This is a genomic window from Shewanella sp. Isolate11 (genome assembly GCF_022398315.1).
Classification (GTDB): domain Bacteria; phylum Pseudomonadota; class Gammaproteobacteria; order Enterobacterales; family Shewanellaceae; genus Shewanella.
Genome location: NZ_JAKEVF010000001.1, coordinates 655,447 through 678,157 on the forward strand (window position 1 = coordinate 655,447; position 22,711 = coordinate 678,157).

22 protein-coding genes are annotated in these 22,711 nt (G+C 45.8%); 7 read left to right on the forward strand and 15 right to left on the reverse strand.

Annotated elements, in window-relative coordinates; all coding sequences use genetic code 11:
- The first annotated feature begins 33 nt into the window (after positions 1 to 33).
- Positions 34 to 891, forward strand: coding sequence for a methyltransferase domain-containing protein (locus L1D21_RS02845; protein WP_239843712.1), 858 nt, complete (start codon positions 34 to 36; stop codon positions 889 to 891).
- Between the two features lie 76 nt (positions 892 to 967).
- A complete protein-coding gene (locus L1D21_RS02850; protein ID WP_239843713.1) occupies positions 968 to 1,909 on the forward strand; it encodes a L,D-transpeptidase family protein in 942 nt (313 codons plus the stop codon).
- Positions 1,910 to 2,229: 320 nt separating this feature from the next.
- Here the strand turns inward: L1D21_RS02850 and L1D21_RS02855 are convergent, their stop codons facing one another.
- Positions 2,230 to 2,496 (reverse strand): Lpp/OprI family alanine-zipper lipoprotein, encoded by a 267-nt coding sequence (locus tag L1D21_RS02855; protein ID WP_239843714.1) that lies wholly within the window; start codon positions 2,494 to 2,496, stop codon positions 2,230 to 2,232.
- Between the two features lie 218 nt (positions 2,497 to 2,714).
- The gene (locus L1D21_RS02860; protein ID WP_239843715.1) at positions 2,715 to 3,941 is read right to left on the reverse strand and encodes a multifunctional CCA addition/repair protein; all 1,227 of its coding nucleotides are present in this window, start codon (positions 3,939 to 3,941) and stop codon (positions 2,715 to 2,717) included.
- A 175-nt stretch (positions 3,942 to 4,116) separates the two neighbouring features.
- Between L1D21_RS02860 and L1D21_RS02865 the strand changes: the two genes are divergently transcribed.
- Together L1D21_RS02865 and L1D21_RS02870 are read left to right on the forward strand one after the other, a co-directional pair.
- Positions 4,117 to 5,748, forward strand: coding sequence for an ExeA family protein (locus L1D21_RS02865; RefSeq protein WP_239844177.1), 1,632 nt, complete (start codon positions 4,117 to 4,119; stop codon positions 5,746 to 5,748).
- Positions 5,748 to 6,761, forward strand: a complete 1,014-nt coding sequence (locus tag L1D21_RS02870) for a general secretion pathway protein GspB (protein WP_239843716.1) — start codon at positions 5,748 to 5,750, stop codon at positions 6,759 to 6,761. The genes L1D21_RS02865 and L1D21_RS02870 overlap by 1 nt, the downstream gene beginning before the upstream one ends.
- Positions 6,762 to 6,882: 121 nt before the next feature.
- Here L1D21_RS02870 and nhaD read toward each other — a convergent pair whose 3' ends face one another.
- The 4 genes from nhaD to L1D21_RS02890 form a co-directional block, all read right to left on the reverse strand.
- Complete coding sequence (gene nhaD / locus L1D21_RS02875) at positions 6,883 to 8,130, reverse strand: sodium:proton antiporter NhaD (RefSeq protein ID WP_239843717.1); 1,248 nt, start codon at positions 8,128 to 8,130, stop codon at positions 6,883 to 6,885.
- Positions 8,131 to 8,577: 447 nt separating this feature from the next.
- Positions 8,578 to 9,864: a glutamate-1-semialdehyde 2,1-aminomutase gene (gene hemL, locus L1D21_RS02880; RefSeq protein WP_239843718.1), complete on the reverse strand. Its 1,287-nt coding sequence runs from the start codon at positions 9,862 to 9,864 to the stop codon at positions 8,578 to 8,580.
- Positions 9,865 to 9,891: 27 nt separating this feature from the next.
- Positions 9,892 to 10,911 carry an aspartate carbamoyltransferase gene (locus tag L1D21_RS02885; RefSeq protein WP_239843719.1) on the reverse strand — a complete coding sequence of 340 codons (1,020 nt, stop codon included), beginning with the start codon at positions 10,909 to 10,911 and terminating at the stop codon, positions 9,892 to 9,894.
- A gap of 198 nt (positions 10,912 to 11,109) precedes the next feature.
- Positions 11,110 to 12,819, reverse strand: coding sequence for a chloride channel protein (locus L1D21_RS02890; protein WP_239843720.1), 1,710 nt, complete (start codon positions 12,817 to 12,819; stop codon positions 11,110 to 11,112).
- A gap of 74 nt (positions 12,820 to 12,893) precedes the next feature.
- Here L1D21_RS02890 and L1D21_RS02895 point away from each other — a divergent pair, with 74 nt between their 5' ends.
- The gene (locus L1D21_RS02895; protein ID WP_239843721.1) at positions 12,894 to 13,775 is read left to right on the forward strand and encodes a DUF6776 family protein; all 882 of its coding nucleotides are present in this window, start codon (positions 12,894 to 12,896) and stop codon (positions 13,773 to 13,775) included.
- Positions 13,768 to 14,118: an iron-sulfur cluster insertion protein ErpA gene (erpA, locus tag L1D21_RS02900; protein WP_220068873.1), complete on the forward strand. Its 351-nt coding sequence runs from the start codon at positions 13,768 to 13,770 to the stop codon at positions 14,116 to 14,118. The genes L1D21_RS02895 and erpA overlap by 8 nt, the downstream gene beginning before the upstream one ends.
- Positions 14,119 to 14,264: 146 nt before the next feature.
- Here the strand turns inward: erpA and L1D21_RS02905 are convergent, their stop codons facing one another.
- The 5 genes from L1D21_RS02905 to L1D21_RS02925 all read right to left on the reverse strand — a co-directional run bounded on the left by L1D21_RS02905 (position 14,265) and on the right by L1D21_RS02925 (position 18,682).
- Complete coding sequence (locus L1D21_RS02905; RefSeq protein ID WP_239843722.1) at positions 14,265 to 14,714, reverse strand: hypothetical protein; 450 nt, start codon at positions 14,712 to 14,714, stop codon at positions 14,265 to 14,267.
- A gap of 32 nt (positions 14,715 to 14,746) precedes the next feature.
- Complete coding sequence (locus L1D21_RS02910) at positions 14,747 to 15,118, reverse strand: DUF2750 domain-containing protein (protein ID WP_239843723.1); 372 nt, start codon at positions 15,116 to 15,118, stop codon at positions 14,747 to 14,749.
- A 145-nt stretch (positions 15,119 to 15,263) separates the two neighbouring features.
- The gene (gene aqpZ, locus L1D21_RS02915) at positions 15,264 to 15,959 is read right to left on the reverse strand and encodes an aquaporin Z (protein WP_239843724.1); all 696 of its coding nucleotides are present in this window, start codon (positions 15,957 to 15,959) and stop codon (positions 15,264 to 15,266) included.
- A gap of 185 nt (positions 15,960 to 16,144) precedes the next feature.
- Positions 16,145 to 17,254, reverse strand: a complete 1,110-nt coding sequence (locus L1D21_RS02920) for an anhydro-N-acetylmuramic acid kinase (protein WP_239843725.1) — start codon at positions 17,252 to 17,254, stop codon at positions 16,145 to 16,147.
- Positions 17,255 to 17,263: 9 nt separating this feature from the next.
- Positions 17,264 to 18,682, reverse strand: a complete 1,419-nt coding sequence (locus tag L1D21_RS02925; RefSeq protein WP_239843726.1) for a peptidoglycan DD-metalloendopeptidase family protein — start codon at positions 18,680 to 18,682, stop codon at positions 17,264 to 17,266.
- Positions 18,683 to 18,808: 126 nt separating this feature from the next.
- Here L1D21_RS02925 and tyrS point away from each other — a divergent pair, with 126 nt between their 5' ends.
- Positions 18,809 to 20,005 carry a tyrosine--tRNA ligase gene (gene tyrS / locus L1D21_RS02930; protein ID WP_239843727.1) on the forward strand — a complete coding sequence of 399 codons (1,197 nt, stop codon included), beginning with the start codon at positions 18,809 to 18,811 and terminating at the stop codon, positions 20,003 to 20,005.
- An 82-nt stretch (positions 20,006 to 20,087) separates the two neighbouring features.
- Here tyrS and L1D21_RS02935 read toward each other — a convergent pair whose 3' ends face one another.
- The 4 genes from L1D21_RS02935 to L1D21_RS02950 all read right to left on the reverse strand — a co-directional run bounded on the left by L1D21_RS02935 (position 20,088) and on the right by L1D21_RS02950 (position 22,711).
- Positions 20,088 to 20,567, reverse strand: a complete 480-nt coding sequence (locus tag L1D21_RS02935; protein ID WP_239843728.1) for a nuclear transport factor 2 family protein — start codon at positions 20,565 to 20,567, stop codon at positions 20,088 to 20,090.
- Positions 20,568 to 20,569: 2 nt separating this feature from the next.
- The gene (locus L1D21_RS02940; protein WP_239843729.1) at positions 20,570 to 21,190 is read right to left on the reverse strand and encodes a trimeric intracellular cation channel family protein; all 621 of its coding nucleotides are present in this window, start codon (positions 21,188 to 21,190) and stop codon (positions 20,570 to 20,572) included.
- The gene (locus L1D21_RS02945; RefSeq protein ID WP_239843730.1) at positions 21,187 to 21,576 is read right to left on the reverse strand and encodes a DUF2721 domain-containing protein; all 390 of its coding nucleotides are present in this window, start codon (positions 21,574 to 21,576) and stop codon (positions 21,187 to 21,189) included. The genes L1D21_RS02940 and L1D21_RS02945 overlap by 4 nt, the downstream gene beginning before the upstream one ends.
- A 130-nt stretch (positions 21,577 to 21,706) precedes the next feature.
- Positions 21,707 to 22,711 carry a cobalamin biosynthesis protein gene (locus tag L1D21_RS02950; protein WP_239843731.1) on the reverse strand — a complete coding sequence of 335 codons (1,005 nt, stop codon included), beginning with the start codon at positions 22,709 to 22,711 and terminating at the stop codon, positions 21,707 to 21,709.

The following is a 22,711-nucleotide window of genomic DNA, read 5'->3' on the forward strand; positions in this document are numbered from 1 at the left end:
ACAGTTTGCTCGAATTGGGCAACGAGGATATTCATGAACAGTCACTACCTATGTCCTGTGTGTCAGGCGCCAATGTTTATACATGAAGCGTCAAAGGGGCTTTATTGCGATAACAAGCATCATATCGACAAGCATGAGCAGGGGTATTTTCTGTTTAGTCAGGCGAAGAAGCCGCAGATCGATTCGCGCCAGTTAATGCGAGCTAAGCGGTTTTTACTTGAATCTGGTGTATTTAATCCCATGGTTGAAGCGTTGCTGCAACAACTTCAACCTGTGCTGGCCGAGCGTTCGCAAGCTATTGCTCATCTAGACTTTGATTGCGGTGAAGGATTTTATCTACGTAGCTTAACGTCAAGTTTGCAGGCCGCGAGCCCAGAGCTGACTCAAACTGGGATCAGCGAAGCTGAAAATGCGTTGTTTGCAGCGGCAAAAAGTTATGCAGATGCCACCTATATTGTCAGTCAGTTAAAGCAGCTTCCTTTCGCGAATGATAGTTTTGACCTCGTTACTCTGATTGATAAACCACTTAAAGGAAAAGAACTACTCAGAGTGTTAAAACCCGGTGGTTTGTTTGTCCAGGTCTCTCCGGCTTCTCGCCATTTGTGGCAAATAAAGCAATTTCTGTATCCTGAGCTGACAGAGAAGAAGCTAGAGTTAACCTTAGACAAGTCGTTAACCTTATTGTCTCAGCAGCGTCTGAGTTTTACCTTGGATATCAGCGCCGAAGATGCGCTAACGTTATTGGAGATGACACCGTTTGCGTGGCGGGCGAGTGATAAGATTAAGAAGCAGATGCTAGCGGGGGACTTTAGTCAACTTGAAGTTGATTTTTACCTTAGCATCGGCGAGAAAAAGCCTGTAATGACAAAGGCATCTAGATTTAGCTTATAATTGAATACTAGAAAATAGAAATGGCTCGGGTTACTCTTTGGCCTTTAAATTATGTTGAGTGTGGAAGTGATTAGTGATGATGCGTAAATTGCTGTTGTTCATCTTATGCCTGTCTCCGTTGCAGCTGTTAGCCAATGTGTATTCTTTACCCGCTAATGGTGGGCGTTTAATTGGTGAGTTACAGATTCATGAAGTGCAAAAAGGTGATTACTTTAAGACTATCGCCGATCGTTACAATATTGGCATTCTTGAGCTGATGGCGACCAATCCTGGTGTCGATCCATTTCTGCCTACACCTGGCACTAAATTAACCATCCCAACTCAGATGTTACTGCCTGATGTTCCTCGTAAAGGCATAGTGATTAATTTGGCAGAGTTACGGCTTTACTACTTCCCTAAAAATGGCCATGAAGTGCACGTATTTCCTGTCGGCATAGGTCGTGTTGGTCGTGCGACTCCAGAGATGGTAACTAAAATTAAGGCGCGTATTCCCAATCCTAGTTGGACGCCGCCAGCAAGCCTTCGTGCGGAGCATTTACGTGAGAAAGGAGAAGAATTACCTAGAGTCGTTCTCGCCGGTCCTGACAACCCTCTTGGCAAGTATGCGATGCAGTTATCCTATGGTGATGGCAGTTATTTAATCCATGGAACCAATAAAGATTTTGGTATTGGTATGCGGGTGAGTGCAGGTTGTATTCGTTTAAATCCAGATGATATCGAGTGGTTGTTTAATCAGAGTAAATATGGTGATCCAGTTCGAATCATTAACCAAACGGTTAAGTTCTCATCTGAGCCAGACGGACGTCAGATTATCGAAGTCCATTCCCCGTTGTCGGACTCTGAATTAGACTCAAGCGACAAGGTGATTAGCCTGAGTACTAAAGTAGTGAAGTTTATCAGCCAAGACGGCGTGGATAATACCAAAGCGAATGATGCGCTGCTAACTCAAAATGGTATTCCTATGGTACTCAATCAAGACGAATTAGTTCCCCATGAGTTTATCGCCTCTGGCGAATAAAAAGCTTATTACAGCTGTGTCTCAATAAAGCGTCCTAGATGGGCGCTTTTTTGTTTTTGGCATAACAATCAACACTAGGTTATCGGGTATCACATAATGTGTTTGTTATGGTTAATCGACAAACGTATTAGCCTGTGAGCAAGAATAGGTAATGTTTAGCAAGACTTTTTGAATCGGATTATTTGGAGTGGATTTTTTAAGGTAAGGGTGGCAAGAGATTGGCAGATGTTAAGGTTATTTTATTAAAGTGGGGATATAAAAAAGGCTTGGTAAACCCCAAGCCTTTTAAGCTAATTTATTAAAAAATTAACGGGTACTATTTACTTCTTGTAAGAAGAAGCAACGTTGTCGATACGGTCATTTGCACGCTTAGCTTCAGCTTGTGCATCCATAGCTGCAGCTTTTGCGTCTTTAACGTCAGCAGCTAGTGCACCTTGCTCTGATTTAAGAGAGCTTACTTCAGCAGATAACTGATCAACTTTGTTGCTTAGGTTAGCAACGCTTTCTTCCATCTCAGTGTTGTTTGCACAACCACCAAGAAGGGCTGTCATAGCTATACCAGCAATCATCAGTACTTTTTTGTTCATGGGGCAGTCCCTTTAAATAGTTGGTTTGAATGGAGCAGCTGATCACAACTGCAACGTTGTTAATTATGTCATAGCTATTTTATTTTGCTATGAATTTTCACAAACGGGTCTTTATACAATATCTTAAGAATGGCTAAAAGCAAGTTTCTCTGCGCTTTTTGCTGATTTTTTTGTCTATATATCACTAAAATTTCACATTTGACGATATTTGGTAAACTTTAATGGGCTAACTGTCTGTAATTTGACAGTATTTCAATACGTTGACGCATTAATTCAGCCTTTATCTCGGCTCCTTTGAATCCTGCTTCGACAATGGGCTTAGTGGCGACACTGCTGACGAGTTGAAATGCTTGTCGTAGATAATCTGCCTGTGGATATTCAGATTGCTCAAACCCGGTTCTGCCTTTCATGTCTGCCTCACAGGCAAGTAAAAGCTGTGAAAGTCGATGTGGCTTGCGCCATAAATCGGCTTTATCAAATAGTTTGATTAAGGTTTGCGGTTTGAGCTCGAAGGCTTGGTGAATATTCTGATGTTGATCGCTCACCAGTAGTGCCAAGTCTCGGTATTCGTTTGGTACTCGTAGCCGCTCACATAATGCTTTGATCAGAACGAGCCCTTTTTGTCCATGTCCATGATGCTTTGGCCAATACTGTTTCGGTGACAGGGCTTTACCTAAATCATGAACTAAGGCGGCAAATCGCACGGCATTATCATCAGACAACAAGGCAGCTTGCTCGACCACCATTAAGGTATGGATGCCGGTATCGACTTCAGGGTGCCATTTTTCTGGTTGTGGTACCCCGAATAAAGCTTCAATCTCAGGAAATAAACTGTGTAGGCTGTTGCTCTGCCTAAGTACTTCGAAAAAAATCTGCGGCGATTTTGTTGATAGGGCCTTATCGAGCTCGATAAATACTCGCTCAGGAGTCAGTGTATCGAGTTCTCCACTGGCGGCGATCCGTTGCATTAATGCCAGCGTTTCAGGCGCCACACTAAAGCCGAGGTGATGAAAACGCGCAGCGAAGCGTGCGACTCGAAGTACCCTTAATGGATCTTCAATAAAGGCATCGGAGACATGGCGTAAGAGACGATTTTCAATATCTTGTTGACCGCCATAAGGGTCTATTAAGCTACCATCTTCATCTTGTGCAATAGCATTGATAGTGAGATCACGCCTGAGAAGATCATCCTCCACGGTAACATCGGGGGCGGCATAGCAGCTGAAGCCTTGGTAGCCTTGAGCGGTTTTACGTTCGGTGCGGGCGAGGGCGTACTCTTGCCCCGTTTTTGGGTGCAGAAATACCGGGAAGTCTTTACCAACTTGGCTGTATCCTAGATTAAACATCAGCTCTGGCGTGGCTCCGACCACCATATAATCGCGATCTTTAATCGGTATCTGCAATAATTGGTCTCGGACGGCGCCGCCCACTAAATAGATCTTCACTGTATTGTCTCGTTTATCAATGAACGCCTTAACTAACACTAGCTTATCATGGCTAAGCGGATTATTCGTATCGTTTCTGCCACGATGCTGAGCAAGTATTTAGGGGGAAGTTTTGACAATGTTAGCCTCAAGGATTAATTTGAATCGTTATTTATCTCTTGGGACTCAAGTTGGCATGTACAAAGCGTTTTATGGACTTAACGATAACCCATTTTCGATTGCTCCGAATCCGCATTATCTTTTTCTTAGCGATAGACATCGTGAGGCATTGGCGCATTTAACCTATGGATTAGGTGAAACCGGTGGCTTTGTGCTGCTGACGGGGGAAGTGGGTACCGGAAAAACCACAGTTTCTCGCAGCTTGCTGAATCAGCTTCCTGAGAATACCGATACGGCATTTATTCTTAATCCATCGCTTACTGAGTTAGAGCTACTCGCAACCCTATGTGATGAGTTAGATATTCACTATGGTGAGTCACCAACCCTAAAACAGCTGACCGATCAGCTCAGTCAATTCTTGCTCGCTAATCATAATAAGGGCCGTAATACGGTTTTGATTATCGATGAGGCGCAGCACCTGCGCGCTGAAGTGTTAGAACAGCTGCGATTATTAACCAATCTTGAGACCGACACCAAGAAGCTATTGCAGGTGATTTTAATTGGTCAGCCTGAGTTGCAACAGTTGTTAAAACGCCAGGAACTGCGTCAGTTAGCCCAGCGGATCACTGCTCGTTATCATCTGTTGCCTTTAACCGAAGCGGAAATCGCACTCTATGTGCAACATCGACTGCAAGTAGCTGGTCGTCATGAGCCTCTATTTCATCGTGGTGCGATTAAGGCACTGCATAAATACAGTGGTGGTATTCCTCGTCTGATAAACCTGTTATGTGAGCGTGCGCTAATGGCCGGCTATGCTCAGTCTAAAGTGCCGATTGATGCCAATATGGTTCGTACTGCTGCGGCCGAGGTGTTTGGTGAAGAGATTAAACCTAGCTCCAATCTATGGTGGCCAAGTATTGCGGTTGTCGCTGCCAGTGTCACCTTTGTCGGCGCTTGGTATCTGTTTAACCAAACTTCGGTTTTGACGCCTCAGGAACAAGAGTCACCCTCGGTAATACAACAAGCGCGAGCTGAACCGCAGATGGCACAGCCGATAGAAGCGCAAAAACAGCCTGAAACCTTGTCGTCCAGCCAGCAAGTGTTACGTAACGCTATCGCTCAAAGTCGCAATATTGACAGCGCTTATGCTGCCATCTTGGGCGTGTGGGGCAAGGTTCCTTATGTTGGCATGACAGTTTGCCAATCGGCGCAGCAGCAAGGGTTAGATTGCTTCCAGCAGCAGGGAAACTGGAACTCGCTAGTCAGGTTAAACTATCCGGCGGTTGTCTATTTACAGGATGAAAATCAACAAGCTTTCTATGGCACTGTTGTTTCTCGACAAGGCGACCAATTATTAATGCAGTTGTCAGAGCAACAGCTATGGGTCGATAGAGAGTGGTTCAATCGCCACTTTGCTGGCACGTTTGAGTTGCTGTGGCAGACACCCGATTATCAACCCAAGGAGATTGGTCGTAGTGCGCCAGTTTCGCAAATACAGTGGTTAGAAAATGCTCTGGCACATATTCAGAAAAAATCGCCTCGATTAGTCAGTTCATTTGATGATCAATTGGAGCAAGAGTTGAAAAGCTTCCAGCGCCAGCATGGATTACGAGCGGACGCGATTGCAGGTCATCAAACGTTGGTCCAGTTAAACTTGTATTTGAGTGACCAAGGCCCACGCTTGCTAGAGAGCGGAGGGCGCTCTTAATGTCGATATTACTCGATGCGGTGACTCGGGCTAAGCAGCAAGATCAAATGATTGACCCGGTGATCACCCCAAGAGCTCAGTACCAACAGATGAATCAAGGGCTGCATTTAGGTGTGAAGTTAGCCCTGCTATTGGGGTTAATAGCATTGATGGTGTTGATTGCTTGGTTGCTCAGCCCTGTGAGCCCGTTAGGCAAAAATAGCGATAATAGTTCGTCAACGCAGCCCATCTCACAAACGGCTGCTCAGCCTGAGCTTGAAAGACAGAATCAAAAGCCATCAGCAACCCAATTAGCTTCCACAACTGTCTCTGCTGCGCAAGTCGATAACCCCAATGCATCGGTGAAATTGGCTGGAAAAGTGGCTTTACCTGTGGCGGTTGAGCGTCCTGTGACTACAAGCTATTACCAGCCAAGCGTTCAACCGCAAGCGGCTCAGATGAATTTAGCTAAAGGTTCAAATACCATCGCAATGGCGACTGCTGCTGAAGAGCTTGATTCAGAGCCCATTATCTTGGGAGCCAATAGTAATCAACGGGGACAAGATTTACTTAACTCACTGCAAGCTCAGGTCGATGAAGCTGCTAACGAAGTAGGGTTAGAACAAGGCGCTCCAGTTGAAGCTAGACAAGCAGAACAAGCTCAATCCACACAACTGACTGAGCCATCAGATAATTTAGTGGCGGCATTTCAGGCAGCGTTAGCTGAGGTTGAGAAACAAAATGCCATTGCAAAACCGGTTACTGAGCCTGAGTTAGATCCTATTCCTGAGACCAAAGCCGATGATATTCCCTCCTATGGTCAGTTGCCGGCTGGAGTGCAGTTACAGGTACCAGAATTTAATATCATGGCCCATGTTTACTCGAGTAATGCGAATAACCGCTGGCTCAATGTTGATGGCGCTGAGCTACAAGAAGGCGATAGCATTGGTGGTAAACTGAAAATTATCGAGATAAGACCTAGGGATGTGGTGCTCGAAGTATCAGGGACTCAATTTAAAGTACCGGCTATCTAGGCTGCGTTTGTTGTCATAAAGAAGTCCTCTCTATGTCAATGTATTTCAGGAAGGGACAAGACCAATAATAAAGGCGATGAATTATTTCATCGCCTTTATTTTTAAGGGCTCGTTAAGCCGGTTAGCTAAATATCTCAATTGCTAAGAATAGGGTTAAGCCATATCCCACCGAGTAGCACAGAAGCAGAGCCGGTACATATTTTAGGTAAGAGACAAAAGTCAGCTCCTTCACCTTGCTCATAGCGATAATACCCGCTGCACTACCGATAACTAACAGTGAACCACCCACACCCACTGAATAAGTTAAACCGAGCCATTCTGGCGTCGTTAACACGGGATCAGCTTTAAGCAGCGCTGCGGTTAGCGGCACGTTATCGAGGATCGCTGAACCAATACCTGTGACGAAGTTAGACACATGGGGATCAAACTTGGTGTAAACCTCTGTAAGAAGGTGCAGGGTGCCAATCTCTTTAAGCATGCCCACAAGTAATAAAATACCGAGGAAGAAGAGCAGAGTATCGAACTCAACTTGACGGATATATTCAAGGATTTGTAACTCTTCCTTGTTACTGCGCGAAGTGGTGCCCACTAAAAACATGATCGATAGACCCGATAAGAAGGTCAATACCGGAGGAATTCCGAAGAAGATATTCAGCACCATGGTCATGACAATCGTGATGAGAAATATCACTGCAATAAGGACGTCAACCGAATTGTATTGGCGTTTAATCGGCGTGGTGCTGACATGGCCTTCGGCTTTCAGTGAAAATAGCGTCGCCAGCAGGGTGACGCTGATTGCCGCTGGGATAAATAAGATTAACAGCTGAGAAATATGTACGTGGCCTTCAAGGAAGATCATCAAGGTGGTGACATCCCCGGTGATCAATGCCACGCCGCCTGAGTTCACTGCGAAGATGATAAGCACAGCCATGCGGCGTTTCATCTGACTTTCGAGTTGAAAGGTCGTCAGTAGTCCCAGAGAAACTAGCGTTGCGGTGACGTTATCACAAATAGCGGAGAGGAATAGAGAAAACAGGGCAACCTGAATCATCAATATTCTTACCGAGACTTTTTGTGGGAAGAGTTTTTGTACCACAACCTGGATCATTCCTTTGGCGTTGAGATAAGCCACAAAGGTCATGGTCGACATGAGGAATAGCCACAGGGTCGCAATTTCAAGTAAGTTTTCATTTAACTCACCGGCGATCAATTTCTGATGTTGTGGATCTTCAGCTGCAACGAACAAAGTCACCCAGGCAATACAGCCGAAAAACAGTGTGGTTTTAGCTTTATTTAGATGAGTAACTTCTTCAAAAACAATGCTTAGTAGCGCAAGTACAGCAAGAGATATCAGGAAAATGTCGAGCATACATTGGTTCCTACAGCCGACTAACATCTGCATCTAAATGGCTTTAGAATGATGTGAGTTCTATCAAGGTTTAGTTAAGGTTGGTATGGTACGCGAGGATCTGACCATAGGATGGTTAAATAGGCAAGTGTTATCTAGATCTGAATTTTGACGAAAGTGAGAGCTGGCGCGCTATTGAAGCTTGTGATTCAGGGTTATCTTTTGCCAAAGGTTTTATCCGTGGTCAATATCACTAGATTAATGCGGATTTACAGGTTTGCTTAGAGATTTATACCAATTATAAATTATTTATCATATTTCATTTTGATAAATCGATTTATACCAGTTTTTATGACTATCCTTGGGAAGGTCTTTGGTTATATGACGTCAGTGGATTGTAGAAGACAGTTTCTGAAAATAAAAAAGGACGCTCGATGCGTCCTTTTTATGTGCTAGCCAAGCTAAGAGTTATCCAACCATTGAGGCAAATACGCGATCGGCAGCGGCTAATGTGGCTTCAAGTTCTTTCTCGCCATGAGCCATAGAAAGGAAACCGGCTTCATAAGAACTTGGTGCTAGGTAAACGCCTTCGTCCAACATGCCGTGATAGAAGGCGCGGAATGCTTCGGCATCACACTGAGTCACTTGGTCGAAACGGGTGACTTGCTCTAACTCAGTAAAGAAGAAACCGAACATGCCACCTACATAGTTGATGCTAAGTGGAATACCGTGCTTGTTCGCAGCAGCTTTAAAGCCTTCGGCGATACGTTTCGTTTTCGCCGCGAGTTCTTCGTATAGGCCTTCTTCACAAAGGGCGTCCATCTGAGCTAAACCCGCAGACATTGCTATAGGGTTACCTGACAGTGTACCGGCTTGGTAAACAGGTCCCGTTGGCGCGATAAATTGCATCACGTCTTTACGACCACCGAATGCACCCACAGGCATACCACCACCAATCACTTTACCTAAGGTCGTCAAGTCTGGCGTGATGCCATAATGACCTTGAGCACCGCTCTTCGATACGCGGAAACCTGTCATGACTTCGTCGATGATCAGCAGCGCACCGTATTGGTCACAAAGGGCACGAAGACCTTCTAAGAAACCAGGGATTGGAGGAATACAGTTCATGTTGCCTGCAACAGGCTCAAGGATGATACAGGCGATCTCTTCTGGGTACTGTTCGAAGATGGTTTTCACCGACTCAAGTTCGTTATACACAGCAGTTAAGGTGTGCTTTGCGAAATCTTCAGGAATACCTGGAGAACTTGGTTGACCAAGTGTTAATGCGCCAGAACCTGCTTTAACTAACAAGCAGTCAGCATGGCCGTGGTAACAACCTTCAAACTTCAGGATCTTGTCACGATTAGTGAAACCACGAGCCAAACGAATGGCACTCATGGTCGCTTCGGTACCAGAGCTCACCATACGGACTTGCTCCATAGATGGCACCATTTCGATCACTTTCTCAGCCATTTGAACTTCAAGCTCTGTTGGCGCACCAAATGACAAGCCGTTCTCTACCGCTGCTAATACAGCGGCACGGATTTTAGGGTGGTTATGACCCAAAATCATTGGCCCCCAAGAGCCGACGTAATCGATATAGGCTTTACCATCGGCATCATAGATATAAGCACCGTCCGCTTTTTCGATAAAGCGTGGTGAGCCACCGACACCATTGAAGGCGCGAACTGGAGAGTTAACACCACCAGGGATAGTTTTTTTAGCCTGCTCAAATAGGGTTTCAGAACGGGTCATGCGAGATCCTTAACGTCAATTGCCAGCTTAGATGCTGGCTTTTTGTGAATACCAATTAACTGGACATTCATGTTGTTCAAGTAGTGAATCAACACCCAATGTCAGTGCAAACAGTGCCATGCGAATTAAGAGTCCGTTATCTGCCTGTCTAAAGATGGCTAAATTAGGATGACTGTTTAAGTCATTGTCTAACTCGTTTGCTTGTTCTCTAGAGTCCCGTGGCAGCGGATGCATGATCACAGTGTTTGATTTACAATTTTTTGTATAAATATTGTGGTTTAAGCGGAACTTACCACGGTATTTATTTGCCTCTTCCTGCGATGGAAAACGCTCTTCTTGAATACGCGTCAGGTAGAGTATATCAGCCTGAACTAAATTGCCTTCAAGTTGGTCTGTTATTGTGATCTTATGCCCAGCATTTTCAATGTCATCGATCACATAGTCGGGCATTGCTAACTCAGTAGGGGAGATAAGGGTAAAAGTCACGTCCTTATACATACATAACAAGCGCGATAACGAATGTACCGTACGGCCATACTTCAAGTCACCTACCATAGCGATATGCATGCCGCTAATATCTTGGCCACGTGAAGCTAATTCTTTTTGGATGGTGAACAGATCAAGCAGTGCCTGAGTTGGGTGCTCGTTAGAGCCGTCACCACCGTTAATCACAGGAACACGACTGCCTTCGGCAAACTCTTTAACTGAAAAAGCTTGTGGGTGGCGCATCGCGATAACGTCAGAATAACTCGATAGCACGCGGGCGGTGTCATAGAGTGACTCGCCTTTAGATAGCGAAGATGTTTCCATGCCCACAGTTTCATTGACCTTACCGCCTAGCAGGCTAAAGGCACAACCAAAGCTGATCCGAGTACGGGTACTGGGTTCAAAAAACAGATTACCTAAAATGGCGCCGTCTAATACTGTAGTGCGTTTCTGTCTTAGGGCGTATGGGGTCATGCGGGTGGCAACAGCAAAAATATCTTGTATAGCTTCGAGATTAAGCTGGTTTACCGAGAGGATGTGTGAACCTTGAAACTGAGTCATCAGCCTTTATTTCCAGTTTGTTGGGCTTCTATAACCTCAGTGAGCAAGGTCATTTGGCCCTAAAGTTATCGTAGGGTGGCTGAGGCGATACTATATCAGTTCTCCTACCCTAGTGGAATCGTTGTAGCACTAATTTAGCGAGTATTTGTGTACTGGCTCTCACTGCGTTTTCAAGAAAAAACGTGCTAGAGAAATCGGTTAAATCTGTCCGGAAGTGATCTCTTTATACAGCATGGTCCAGCTAATCACGCCGATAACCTTCTCGATACTATCTTGATAGATGAATACTTCTCCGCGGCGATCTTTAGATAAAATCTCATACACTTCCAGTAGGGTACTGGTATCGGGTAAACCTTGAATTGGATGACGAGTGAGGGTGCTGGCATCTGCAGTCGACTGCAGTTCGAGCTGCAACATCTCCATTTCGCCTAGGCTATTTTGCACCAACACCGAACGTCCTTCGGCGCGTTTAAGCACCTCTAGCAGCAGTTCATTATTGTCTTTAACGATAACAAAGCGTCTGTCCATGATCGCACGCACGCCTAGTTTTTGTAGTCCAAGTTGCAGGGATGAAATTTTATAATCTAGCCCCATGATATCCAGCTGCCGGTAGAATAGTGATTTAGTATTAAAGGCTTGGTGCGCAATGAGGAATGCCGGAATAGTGACGAACATCGAGGGTAAAATGATCGAGGCGTTATTGGTCAGTTCTAATAATGCCACTAACGCCGCTAATGGAGCGCTAAGGCAAACGCCCATCATGGCAGTCATTCCCATAATGGTATACAAACCAACATAAGGCGCGATCGCCGGAAACAAGAAGGCGCTAATCGCCGCTAAAATGGCGCCAATGACCGCCCCGATGCCAAACAAAGGACCGATAATCCCTCCGGGGATACCCAGACCAATGGCCGCGATAGTGGCCACCATCTTGCCAATTAATAGGCCAAACAACAGCAGCAAACTCGGATGTTCGCTAATAGCATGGTTAATCGCCATATCACCGCTACCCAGCGCTTGTGGGATCAGTAACCCTACGATAGTGGTGATCACTCCCGCTAATAATAAACGGTAGATTAACGGCCATTGTTGGCCTCTAGCGGTGACTTGCAGCAAAGTATGGTTAAATAACGCCGCCAGACACCCCAGAATTAAACCACTCAAGGCCAGAATAGGATATTGAGATAAGGGAATATGGATAATTCCTATCTGCTCATATTCATGCACATTACCAAACACCAATCGGCTGGTAAAAGCACCACAAATGGCCGAGAGCATAATGGGAAAGAAGTAATGTACCTTGTATTCCCGCAGTACCACTTCAAATACGAAAATCACCGCCGCAAGCGGAGCGTTAAAGGTTGCGGCAATTCCTGCGGCAATACCACTGGCGCACATGATGCGCACGCTATTATCAGGTAGTTTAAATTTTTCGGCGATGAAGCTAGCGCTGACAGCCCCTAAATGAATCGCAGGGCCTTCTCTTCCTACCGAGAAGTTGGTGGCGAGAGCAAATAAAGCCTGAAAAAACTGTCCCGGTGCCGATTGCAGAGGAATTTTGCCGTAATGCAGCTTCATGCGATGCATCACATAGGCAATCCCCATACGTTTGTAGCGTTTAGATCCCAGAATGGCCACTAACCAGATTAACAATGCCCCGAAAAGTGGCATTAGCACTCGCCAGTCACCAAAGTTACCAGTAAAATCCCACTCTTGTGTTTGCGTTAATGCGTTCAACCAGTGCAGCAACAGACGGAATAGTATAATCACTACGGAAGCGACCAAGGCAAAGGTTAACGCCAGCCCGCAAAGTTGTACGCTGATTTTGGCCTGCGACAGCTTATCTTTTAGGTCGGTATTGAGGTATTTCTGGCATTGCTTAATGACACTATTTATTGTTAGCTGCAAAGTAACCTTCCGGGCAAACCTGAGTTGTACGTGATAGCGTGAGTGTCGAATTTTTTATAAGAGGCTAATAGTTAATGCTAAATTATCATCGCTGGGTCGATCGCATGCAAGTGATTGAGCGAAAAATTCGCCCATCGAGTGTTTATCTGTTGTCATTGAGCATTGTCGCCTTTTTAATTGGCGTACTGACTTGGGATCTATGGTCATCTCAATATCCTCTGTATCAAGAGACAGGGTCGAAGCGAGAAGTCGAACTCAGCAAGGCATTAACGGCTCAAGCCGAAGTGTTAGCCGCGCGTAATCTTGAGTTATCGGTTGAACGTGAAGCTAACAATAATATGCAGCAAATGTTTGCGGTTCAGCACCAAAAGCAGAAAGAGCTTGAGCGCGAACTCGCTTTTTATCGCAGCGTTATGGCACCTGAGTATCAAGCCGATGGCGTGGCCATTCATGGCTTAGAGATGACGCCGAGTCTGCTAAGCAACCAATATCGAATTAAGTTAATCCTCACTCAGCTGCAAAAACGCAAGCAGGCGTTAAAAGGGCATGCCGAATTGACTTTCGTTGGCCTGCAGCAAGGTAAGGTAAGCCAATTGACCTTAGCTTCTTTGGTCGAAGATAAATTAGAGTTTAGTTTTCGTTATTTCCAAGTATTAGAGACTGAGCTTATTCTACCCGCCGATTTTGAACTGTCACGTATTGAGGTGAAAGTCACAGTGCCTTCTAGCCGTTGGAATAAAGGGGCTAGCGTCGAACAGAGCTTTAGCGCGCAGGAACTGTTTAATACAACTTCTGATGTGCCTAGCAGCAGTGATGCTCAAAATGACGCGAGTGATGACAATACGAATAACAACAATGAAACGATTTCACCAGAACCTCGACTATTACTTGAACAAAATGGTCAGGTATCGGATAATTCCGCTCAGCAAACCGATGTAAGAGGTAGTAATGACTGAACAAGCTGAAGATACAATGCCAATCCGTTTTACCGACGCGGCAGCTTCAAAGGTAAAAACCTTGTTGGATGAAGAGCAAAATGACGCGCTAAAACTGCGTGTATACGTTACCGGTGGTGGCTGCTCAGGCTTTCAGTACGGCTTTACTTTCGATGAGAAGGTGAATGAGGGTGACTTCACTGTTGAGAAACAAGGGGTTCAGCTAGTCGTTGACCCAATGAGCTTACAATACCTTGTAGGCGGCGAGGTGGACTATACCTCAGGATTAGAAGGGTCTCGTTTCTTTGTGAAGAACCCGAATGCCACTACGACTTGTGGCTGTGGTGCCAGCTTCTCTGTTTAATTCTTTGTTCAAAGATTGAAGCAAAACATATCTATAAAAAGTTAGCATCTGCATAACACCATTCAGTTAAGAGGTTCTCCTCTTAACTGAATTATCCCCAGTGACTAAGAATAGCTAATCAGGGCGTAATGGAGCATTGATCCAGATTAACGCATGATATTCATGTTATTTTTAGTATCGCAGTAGGCACTCACCTTAGCGGTAAATGCTATCCACACTTGCACCATAGCGATAATAATCAGTACTGCAAAAACTAAGGAGTCTGGGATTTTGGCTTGCCATTGACCCAAGTGATAGCTGGAAGGGCCCGCCACTAAATTATCTGGGTCATACAAAATAACCGGTAATAAGCTGATCAGCCCCAGTTGCGCTATGGTATAGCCCCGCAACAAGTACAACCCCGCACGTTGGCGCCCTAATACTGCAATCACCATCAACAAGGTTAAAACACAAAGCAGCACGCCTTGGTTGGCCATTAAGCCACTGATAGACGCGATGCTTAAAAATAACATTAATGCTATTAAGCGTTTAGGTAACTTGGTTCGTTGTTGTGTATTGGCCTTATCAGCCGAGGGTATCGAAGGTTGCAACGACATCTCTCCCTAACTCAGGTTATTCAACACTCACATTAATGACGTTGCTTTGGTGTCAGACGCTGTTCAAGCTCATAAGGTGGTATCACGACACCTAAGTCATCTTCAACTGGGAAAACTGCCACAAATAGATCGTCATCTTGCATGCCCAATACCCAGCGCTCTAACCACTCGTTTAGCGGGATAGCTAATGGGACACAATCGGCCCAGTCGTCGACAGCCCACATTTTTGCCGTTTGTTCGCATGGCCACATAGGAATGCAATCTTCTTCGTCTGTGGTCAGCATAACGCAGCCATCACTATCTTGAAGTGTCCACAAAGTCTTTTCAGCCTTTGCCTGCTCGACTAAATAATCGTAACGGGCTTCAGGAGTCATATTGCTGGCATCTTTTGCGCTTTTGGTCATGGTGTACTCTTTATTAAATGGCTTAGCCGATTGGGCGTCATAATAACACCTGTTGACTCTGAGTATAAAAAATTTTCAGCGGATAAAATAACAAAACGCCAACCTGTTGCTAGGTTGGCGTTTATTTGCATCAAGAGGATTTACGCTACTGTTGCGGTTTAAAGAACTTGTAAATCACACCCGCAATAATGGCGCCGGCAATCGGAGCAACCCAGAATAGCCATAGTTGTGACACTGCCCAGTCACCGACAAACAGCGCAGGACCAGTACTACGAGCTGGATTTACTGACGTATTTGTCACCGGAATACTGATTAGGTGAATCAAGGTTAACCCTAGGCCGATGGCGATAGGGGCGAAACCTTGAGGTGCGCGTTCATCGGTTGCCCCTAAGATGATCAACAAGAAAAACAGCGTCATCACCACTTCACAGACCAAGGCTGCCGTTAACGTATAGCCGCCGGGAGAGTGCTGACCATAACCATTAGAAGCTAACCCATCGGCGAGGCTAAAGTCGGCGTTACCTGACGCGATAAGATATAAAATCCCTGCACCGGTAATGCCTCCTGCGACCTGAGCGATAATATAAGGTAGTAGTTCATTGGCAGGAAAACGTCCGCCAGCCCACAGACCAAAAGAGACGGCAGGGTTGAGGTGGCAACCAGAAATGTGTCCCACTGCATAGGCCATGGTTAACACGGTTAAACCGAAAGCCAAGGAGACACCAAGTAAGCCAATCCCTACATCGGGAAATGCCGCAGCAAGTACCGCACTACCACAGCCGCCTAATACCAACCAGAGTGTACCTAAAAACTCGGCGGTCATTTTTTGCGTCATATTCATATAACCTTTCCTTGTATTACTGAGTATTGTGACAGAACTGTTTGAATAAACATCACTTCTACTTTAGCGCTAAATACGCAAATAGACAGCGAAATTTTCATGTTTTCAATAACAAGGAAGAGTTTAAACGCAAGGTATGACAAGACGATGTCGCCTTGTCATAGGTTTTTAGCTGATGATGACTATCACGCTGCGGGAAATAGTCCACCTAAAACAGCTTCACGACTGGCACCGGTTACCGCAGGAAGGTTACCCGATAAGCCACGTTTATGGCGCTTGGCTAGCCAGGCAAAAGCGATGGCTTCTACCCATTTGGGGTCGATACCTAAATCGGCTGAAGTGGTGACTCTGTAATTAGGCAGTAGCACAGCAAGGCGTCGTAATAGCTCACCGTTGAAAGCGCCGCCACCACAGACATACAGCTCGGCATTGTCGGTCAGCTTTAAGCAATCATTGGCAATGCTGTGGCAGGTTAAGTCCAGTAACGTCGACTGAATATCGGCTTCATCCAGATAGCCAAAGTCGGCAGTTTGCTGCTCGAGCCAAGCTTGGTTAAACAGCTCTCGGCCTGTGCTTTTGGGCGCGCTTAATGAGAAATAAGAATGCGACAACATATGACCAAGTAGCTTTTCATCAGTGTTACCGCTTGCGGCCCACTGGCCATTATCGTCAAAAGACTCGCCTTTGATCTGTTTGATCCAAGAGTCGATTAAGGTATTGCCTGGGCCATTATCAAAACCGACCACTTGGCTGGCATCGCCGGGAAGATAGGTGATGTTCGAGATCCCACCGATATTTAAGATCATCCGCTTGCTGCCCACTTTAGCAAATCGCTGCTGGTGGAATGCCGGAACTAGCGGTGCGCCTTGGCCGCCTAAGGCGATATCTTTACGTCTAAAATCGGCAACAACATCTATGCCTGTCAGTGCCGCAATGGTATTGGGATCGCCAATTTGTAAGGTAAAGCCCATCTCTAGATTGGGCATGTGGCGTATGGTTTGGCCGTGGCTACCAATAGCAATGATCTGCTGCTTATCAATGTTTGCCTTAGCAACTAGCTCATTAACGGCTTGAGCAAACAGCTTAGCTACACCTCTGTCTAAGGTTCCCATACGGTTAATTTCATCGCTGCCAGACTGACAAAGACGTTGTAATCCGCTTAACAGGTGGCTGGGAAGTTCGACGGTGTGAGTTTCTACTAGCGTGACTTTGCTGTCACTGAAATCCACAAGCACGGCGTCAACGCCATCCATGCTGGTGCCAGACATGAGGCCGATATAGTATTGCTGGGTCATTATTGAGTCCTATTGAGCGGCAAGCTGAACCTGTTTGTTCTGTTCCAGTTTAGCCATTAATTGCTGGCTAAGAGCGAGGAACTGAGTCTTCTCTTTTTGAGCGATAGGAAGTGATTGCGGTAATTTCACCGTACGTGGATTACGGTGGACGCCGTTAACAATAAACTCGTAGTGCAGATGGGCGCCGGTGACTCGGCCAGTGGAGCCTAAGGTGCCGATGATCTGTCCCTGTTTCACCGTCTGTCCCTGCTTTACGTTGCGTTTTTTCAGGTGCAGATATTTAGTGGTATAGGTTTCATTGTGCTTAATAAACACATAATTACCATTGTACTGGTTATAGCTAGACTTAATCACTCTGCCTTTACCCGCCGCCTTAATCGGCGTGCCAACCGCAGCCACATAATCGACGCCGCGGTGGGCTTTAACCTGACCTGTTACCGGATGTAATCGACGAGGATTAAAGCTAGAGCTGACATATTTAAAGTCGACCGGTGAGCGTAAAAAGGCCTTACGCATGCTGCGCCCTTCGGCAGAGTAGTAGTTACCGTCGGTGTAACGCACAGCAGTATATTTATCGCCTTGGTTAACAAACTCGGCGGCAAGAATATTACCGTTTTGCAGGAATTGACCATCGGCGTATTCTTCTTCGAACAGAATGGCGAAATTATCCCCTTGCCTGATATCCAACGCGAAATCGATATCCCAGCCGAATATAGTGGCCAACTGCATGATTTGATTTGGGGTTAACCCCGCATTGACGCCGGCATTCCAGAAATTACTGCTGATAGTCGCATTGGCAAATTTAGTGCGACTTTCTACTTGTTTATCGACCACTTGCTCGCTGTAACCTGAGTCTTGTTTGTTGATCTCTAAGGTTGAGATAGGGTTAAGGTGGTAGCGAACTTTACTTAATTCTCCAGCTTGGGTTTTCACTATCTCTATTTCTTCGCCGGGAAGGATTTTAAGTAAGTTCTTTTTGGCTTTGGGTAATTGAGTAATTTCATACACGTCACGGGCGCTAAGCCCTGCGCGCTTAAAGAGTGCCGCTAGGGTGTCTCCTTTTCGAACGGTAAACTGCTTGCTGATCTCAACGGGCTCTGCCGGTGTTGCTACGGTGTCGATAGTGCTGTGAGACAATGTTTGTCCGCTAGGGGCATTAACACTTTGTGCTATGGCTTCTGAGCTGGGGGCAAGGGGTTTTCTAAAGGCGAGAGGCACCGGATAGACATTGGCGTTTTCGGTGCTGTTTGAATTTGAGCCTGAATCCGCAAGAGATACTGTGCCTGAAAGTGAATGGTTAGTAGCACGAGATGCTTGAGCATTGTCGGTGGGCATAAGCAGTACTGCTAAAGTGATCACTACCAAGATACTCAACAGGATCTGATGAAATCTGGGTAACAATTTTAATAGTGTAATTACCTTTGCCATTGACTCCGATACCAATTTCTAACACTTAAGGCGATCCTGTTAGTGTACACTCTTTCATTTGTGCTGGCTAACAAGTAACATTGGTTCCCATTATTTACCTATAGGCTGTTAGGAGTAGCTGCCAAGATGGCTGATTTAGACCAAGCATTAGCAGAAATTAAACGTGGAACTGACGAGATATTACTCGAAACGGACCTAGTTGAGAAACTGAAAGAGGGCCGTCCTCTGCGCATTAAGTTGGGTGCTGACCCAACCGCTCCCGATATCCATCTTGGCCATACCGTTATTCTTAATAAGATGCGTACTTTTCAAGAGTTAGGTCATGAAGTGATCTTCTTGATTGGCGACTTCACCGGCATGGTGGGTGACCCAAGTGGTAAAAACAGTACTCGTCCGCCTTTGACACGCGAACAGGTATTGGCCAACGCTGAAACCTATAAAGAGCAGGTGTATAAAATTCTTGATCCGGCCAAGACCCGTATCGAATTTAACTCTAGCTGGTTAGAACCATTAGGGGCCGCGGGTATGATCCGTTTAGCCTCGCAGCAAACCGTGGCACGTATGATGGAACGTGACGACTTTAAGAAGCGTTATGCTTCGGGTCAGTCGATTGCGATCCACGAGTTTATGTATCCTCTGCTACAAGGCTATGACTCTGTTGCGCTTAAAGCCGATGTTGAGTTGGGTGGTACCGATCAGAAGTTCAACCTGCTGATGGGCCGAGAGCTACAAAAAGCCGAAGGTCAGAAACCACAAACCGTGATCATGATGCCACTGCTTGAAGGCTTAGACGGCGTAAAGAAGATGTCTAAGTCGGCGCACAACTATATTGGTGTGAGTGAGCCAGCCGGTGAGATGTTTGGCAAAATCATGTCGATTTCTGATGATTTAATGTGGCGTTACTTTGACTTATTGTCATTCCGTCCATTAACGGAAATTGCTCAGCTGAGGGCTGACGTCGAGCAAGGGACAAACCCAAGAGATGTGAAAATCTTATTGGCAAAAGAGATCATTGCTCGCTTCCACGATGAAGCAGCAGCCGAAGCGGCTCATCAAGAGTTTATTAATCGTTTCCAAAAGGGAGCTATCCCTGAAGATATCGAAGAGGTTGAGATCAACGCGGGCGAAGGCATTGGTATTGCTAACGTGCTTAAAGAAGCTGGTTTAGTCAATTCAACCTCTGATGCGATGCGCATGATCAAGCAAGGCGCCGCTAAGCGTGATGGCGTTAAGATTGAAGATTCTCGTCTACAGCTTACTGCGGGTGAATCTGGGGTGTTTCAAGTGGGTAAGCGCAAGTTCGCTAAAATCACCTTGGTATAAGCCTTGATGTAAATCTTTGTTTAGTCATACCAGATAAAAAAGGCCTGAAATAACAGGTCTTTTTTCTGTTCAAATTTTCTCGCTATTGAGTGGCGAGCTGATCTTGCATGGTTTGATAATCCATTAAATCTTCATGCTCTTTGACCCTGTGATTGGCCAGATCTAATTGCACCGTTGTCACTCCAGGAATAGCAAGTTCAATCACCTTACCTGGTTTGCCAAATAGGCTGCCTGGGCCACGATAATGATAATTGCCTATCATCACCACTAATGAACCCGAGTTATACATGTGCTCAATATTAAAATCGTATTCTAATACGCCACGATGGGCACGTTCGAAGAATTCGAGAATATCGCGTCTGCCTTTGTATTCTTTGCTGGCCGTACGGTCGACAAACACGCTGTCGCGATTATAGAAAGAGGCCAGAGTGCGGTAATCATGGTCGGTGATAGCCTGAATATATTGGATTGCCATCTGTTGTTCGGCAGGCATATCACCGGGGTTAGCCTTAGCGGTAACGGGAATAAGGGCGAAGAAAATAAATAGGAAATACTTAATCATTATTATGTTTTCTTTAAATCAAATGCCGGAAGTTTCAAATGCCATTTAATGGCAGCTAACCTAATCACCAGTGCGCTAACCATACCTATAGCCAGTGAGACTTTATTTGCCGTGCCTAATGTCTGTGCAACCGTGTAACTAATCCCACCAAAAATCGAAGCAGTAGCGTAGATTTCAGTACGTAAAATCATTGGGACCTGACGACAGAGCAGGTCTCGAATAATGCCGCCTCCGACACCAGTAATCAAGCCCATAACCACAGCAATCATACCACTTAGGCCAAGATTTAAGGCTTTTTCTGCACCAATGACGGTAAACAGTGCTAAACCTAGCGCATCGGCAACCGGTAAGGTGTACTGATTTACCTTCTTAGGCTTGCGGATAAATATCAATGTCAGTAGCACTGTCGCTAAGATCACTATGATGTAATTAGGGTCGCGGATCCAAAACACGGGCGTGGTACCTAATAAGGCATCACGAATACTACCGCCGCCTACGGCCGTAACCGAAGCCAGCACGATCACCCCAAAGGGATCCATGCGATGACGGCCTGCCGCTAACGCGCCCGAAAGAGCAAAAACGGCGGTGCCACATAAGTCAAAGAAGTAGATCCACTGGCTCATTGATCCAACTCTTCCAGATGATAATTAAGTGCATCGACCGAAATACGAATTTCAATCACTGATAACAGTAGGGAGTAGAGCAGCAGTAACAGGCTTGAACCGAAGATGAGCGAGCCAGTTTTATTAAAACCAATATAGATAAAAATCATACACAAGACACAAAGGGCAAAGCTGAGTACCCCGGCTTCCTGCATACGACGAATGATGACAATACGCTGGCGTAAATTCTTCAACTGACCACTGTGAACCGGAGTGCCGTCACTGCTTAAGTTGCGGATAAGTGCCGCCAGAGAGAAAAATCGATTGGTATAGGCTAGCAGTAACAATGATATTGCGGGGAATAACAGCGCTGGTGTCGTTAGCGATATATGAAGATTATCAAACAAAGTCGTCGCGCCTATGTGGGGTGAATGATGCAATTACCCATCAGGGTTATCAGTATAACTTGGCATCATACCAAGCCAATATGGCTTGTCTAGTCATGCTATATGCGTTTTGTCTAAAGTGTGGTCAATATTACATTGTATGGTGCAGATAACGCAGAACTGCCCAGAGTGTGGGGATAATGATCACCGCCATTATCCAAATCAGGCTGGCATGCTGAGTTAACTTGAGCGCCGATAAAATGTCTGTCGCTGCAGGAGCCTGACGCGTGCCGACCTTAGGGCGCATCACTTTGTCGGTAACCTGCTGTTTACCATTGGCAAATTGCAGCGGGCCACCTAACTCGATATTGAGTGCGTGAGCGGCAACATCGTAGCTGGGCAGTACATGGTTTATGGGCGAAGGACTGACTGTAGGTCTAAGCATGCGCGCCAATGTTTTAGGCCCAGCTTGTAGCGCCAAAGTGAAGTTCCACAGCACCATGGGAAACAGGTACAGGGCGTAACTCAGATAATATGCAGGTTTACCAAAGTAGGCGTACTGAGGATTGGTCGATGGCCAGCTCAGTTGCAGTTGTTTAATCATTCTTGCGCCTAACAGCAGGGCTGCGCCGCCAAGGGTAAAAAACAACACAGCAGCAACTAGGCCATACACAGGTGTTGAAACCAGTTTCTCGATAATAGTTTTATTTAGACCCACTTCAGACAAATTTGTGGTGTTTCTTGCAACCCAAGGGGCAAGTTGCAATCGTACTTTCGTCTTGTTGCCCTGTTGTAAGCTGGCTGAATAGTGCTCGGCCTCTTTGGCAAAGCTGTCATCACCAAGACAAAAATAGACAATGGCAAATTCAAAAAACCAAGGATATGCCGCCAGTTGCAGCATAAACACTAAGATAAGCCAGAAGGGCACCAGGATTAATAATATCGACAGAAACCCTGCCGTTGTCTGTTGTGAATTCGCTCGGGAAGGGTGATTGACCTTGGCTGCTAGGCTGAGCGCCAGTTGCTGATACCAGTAAAAAGGCTGTAAATGCCTGGGGAGTGGTGCCAGTTTTGCCAGCCCGATTGCCCCAAGCAAGATCAGCGCCCCTTGATACAGGGGGCTGTCTTGTAAAAATAGCTCAGTAAACTCTGGCAT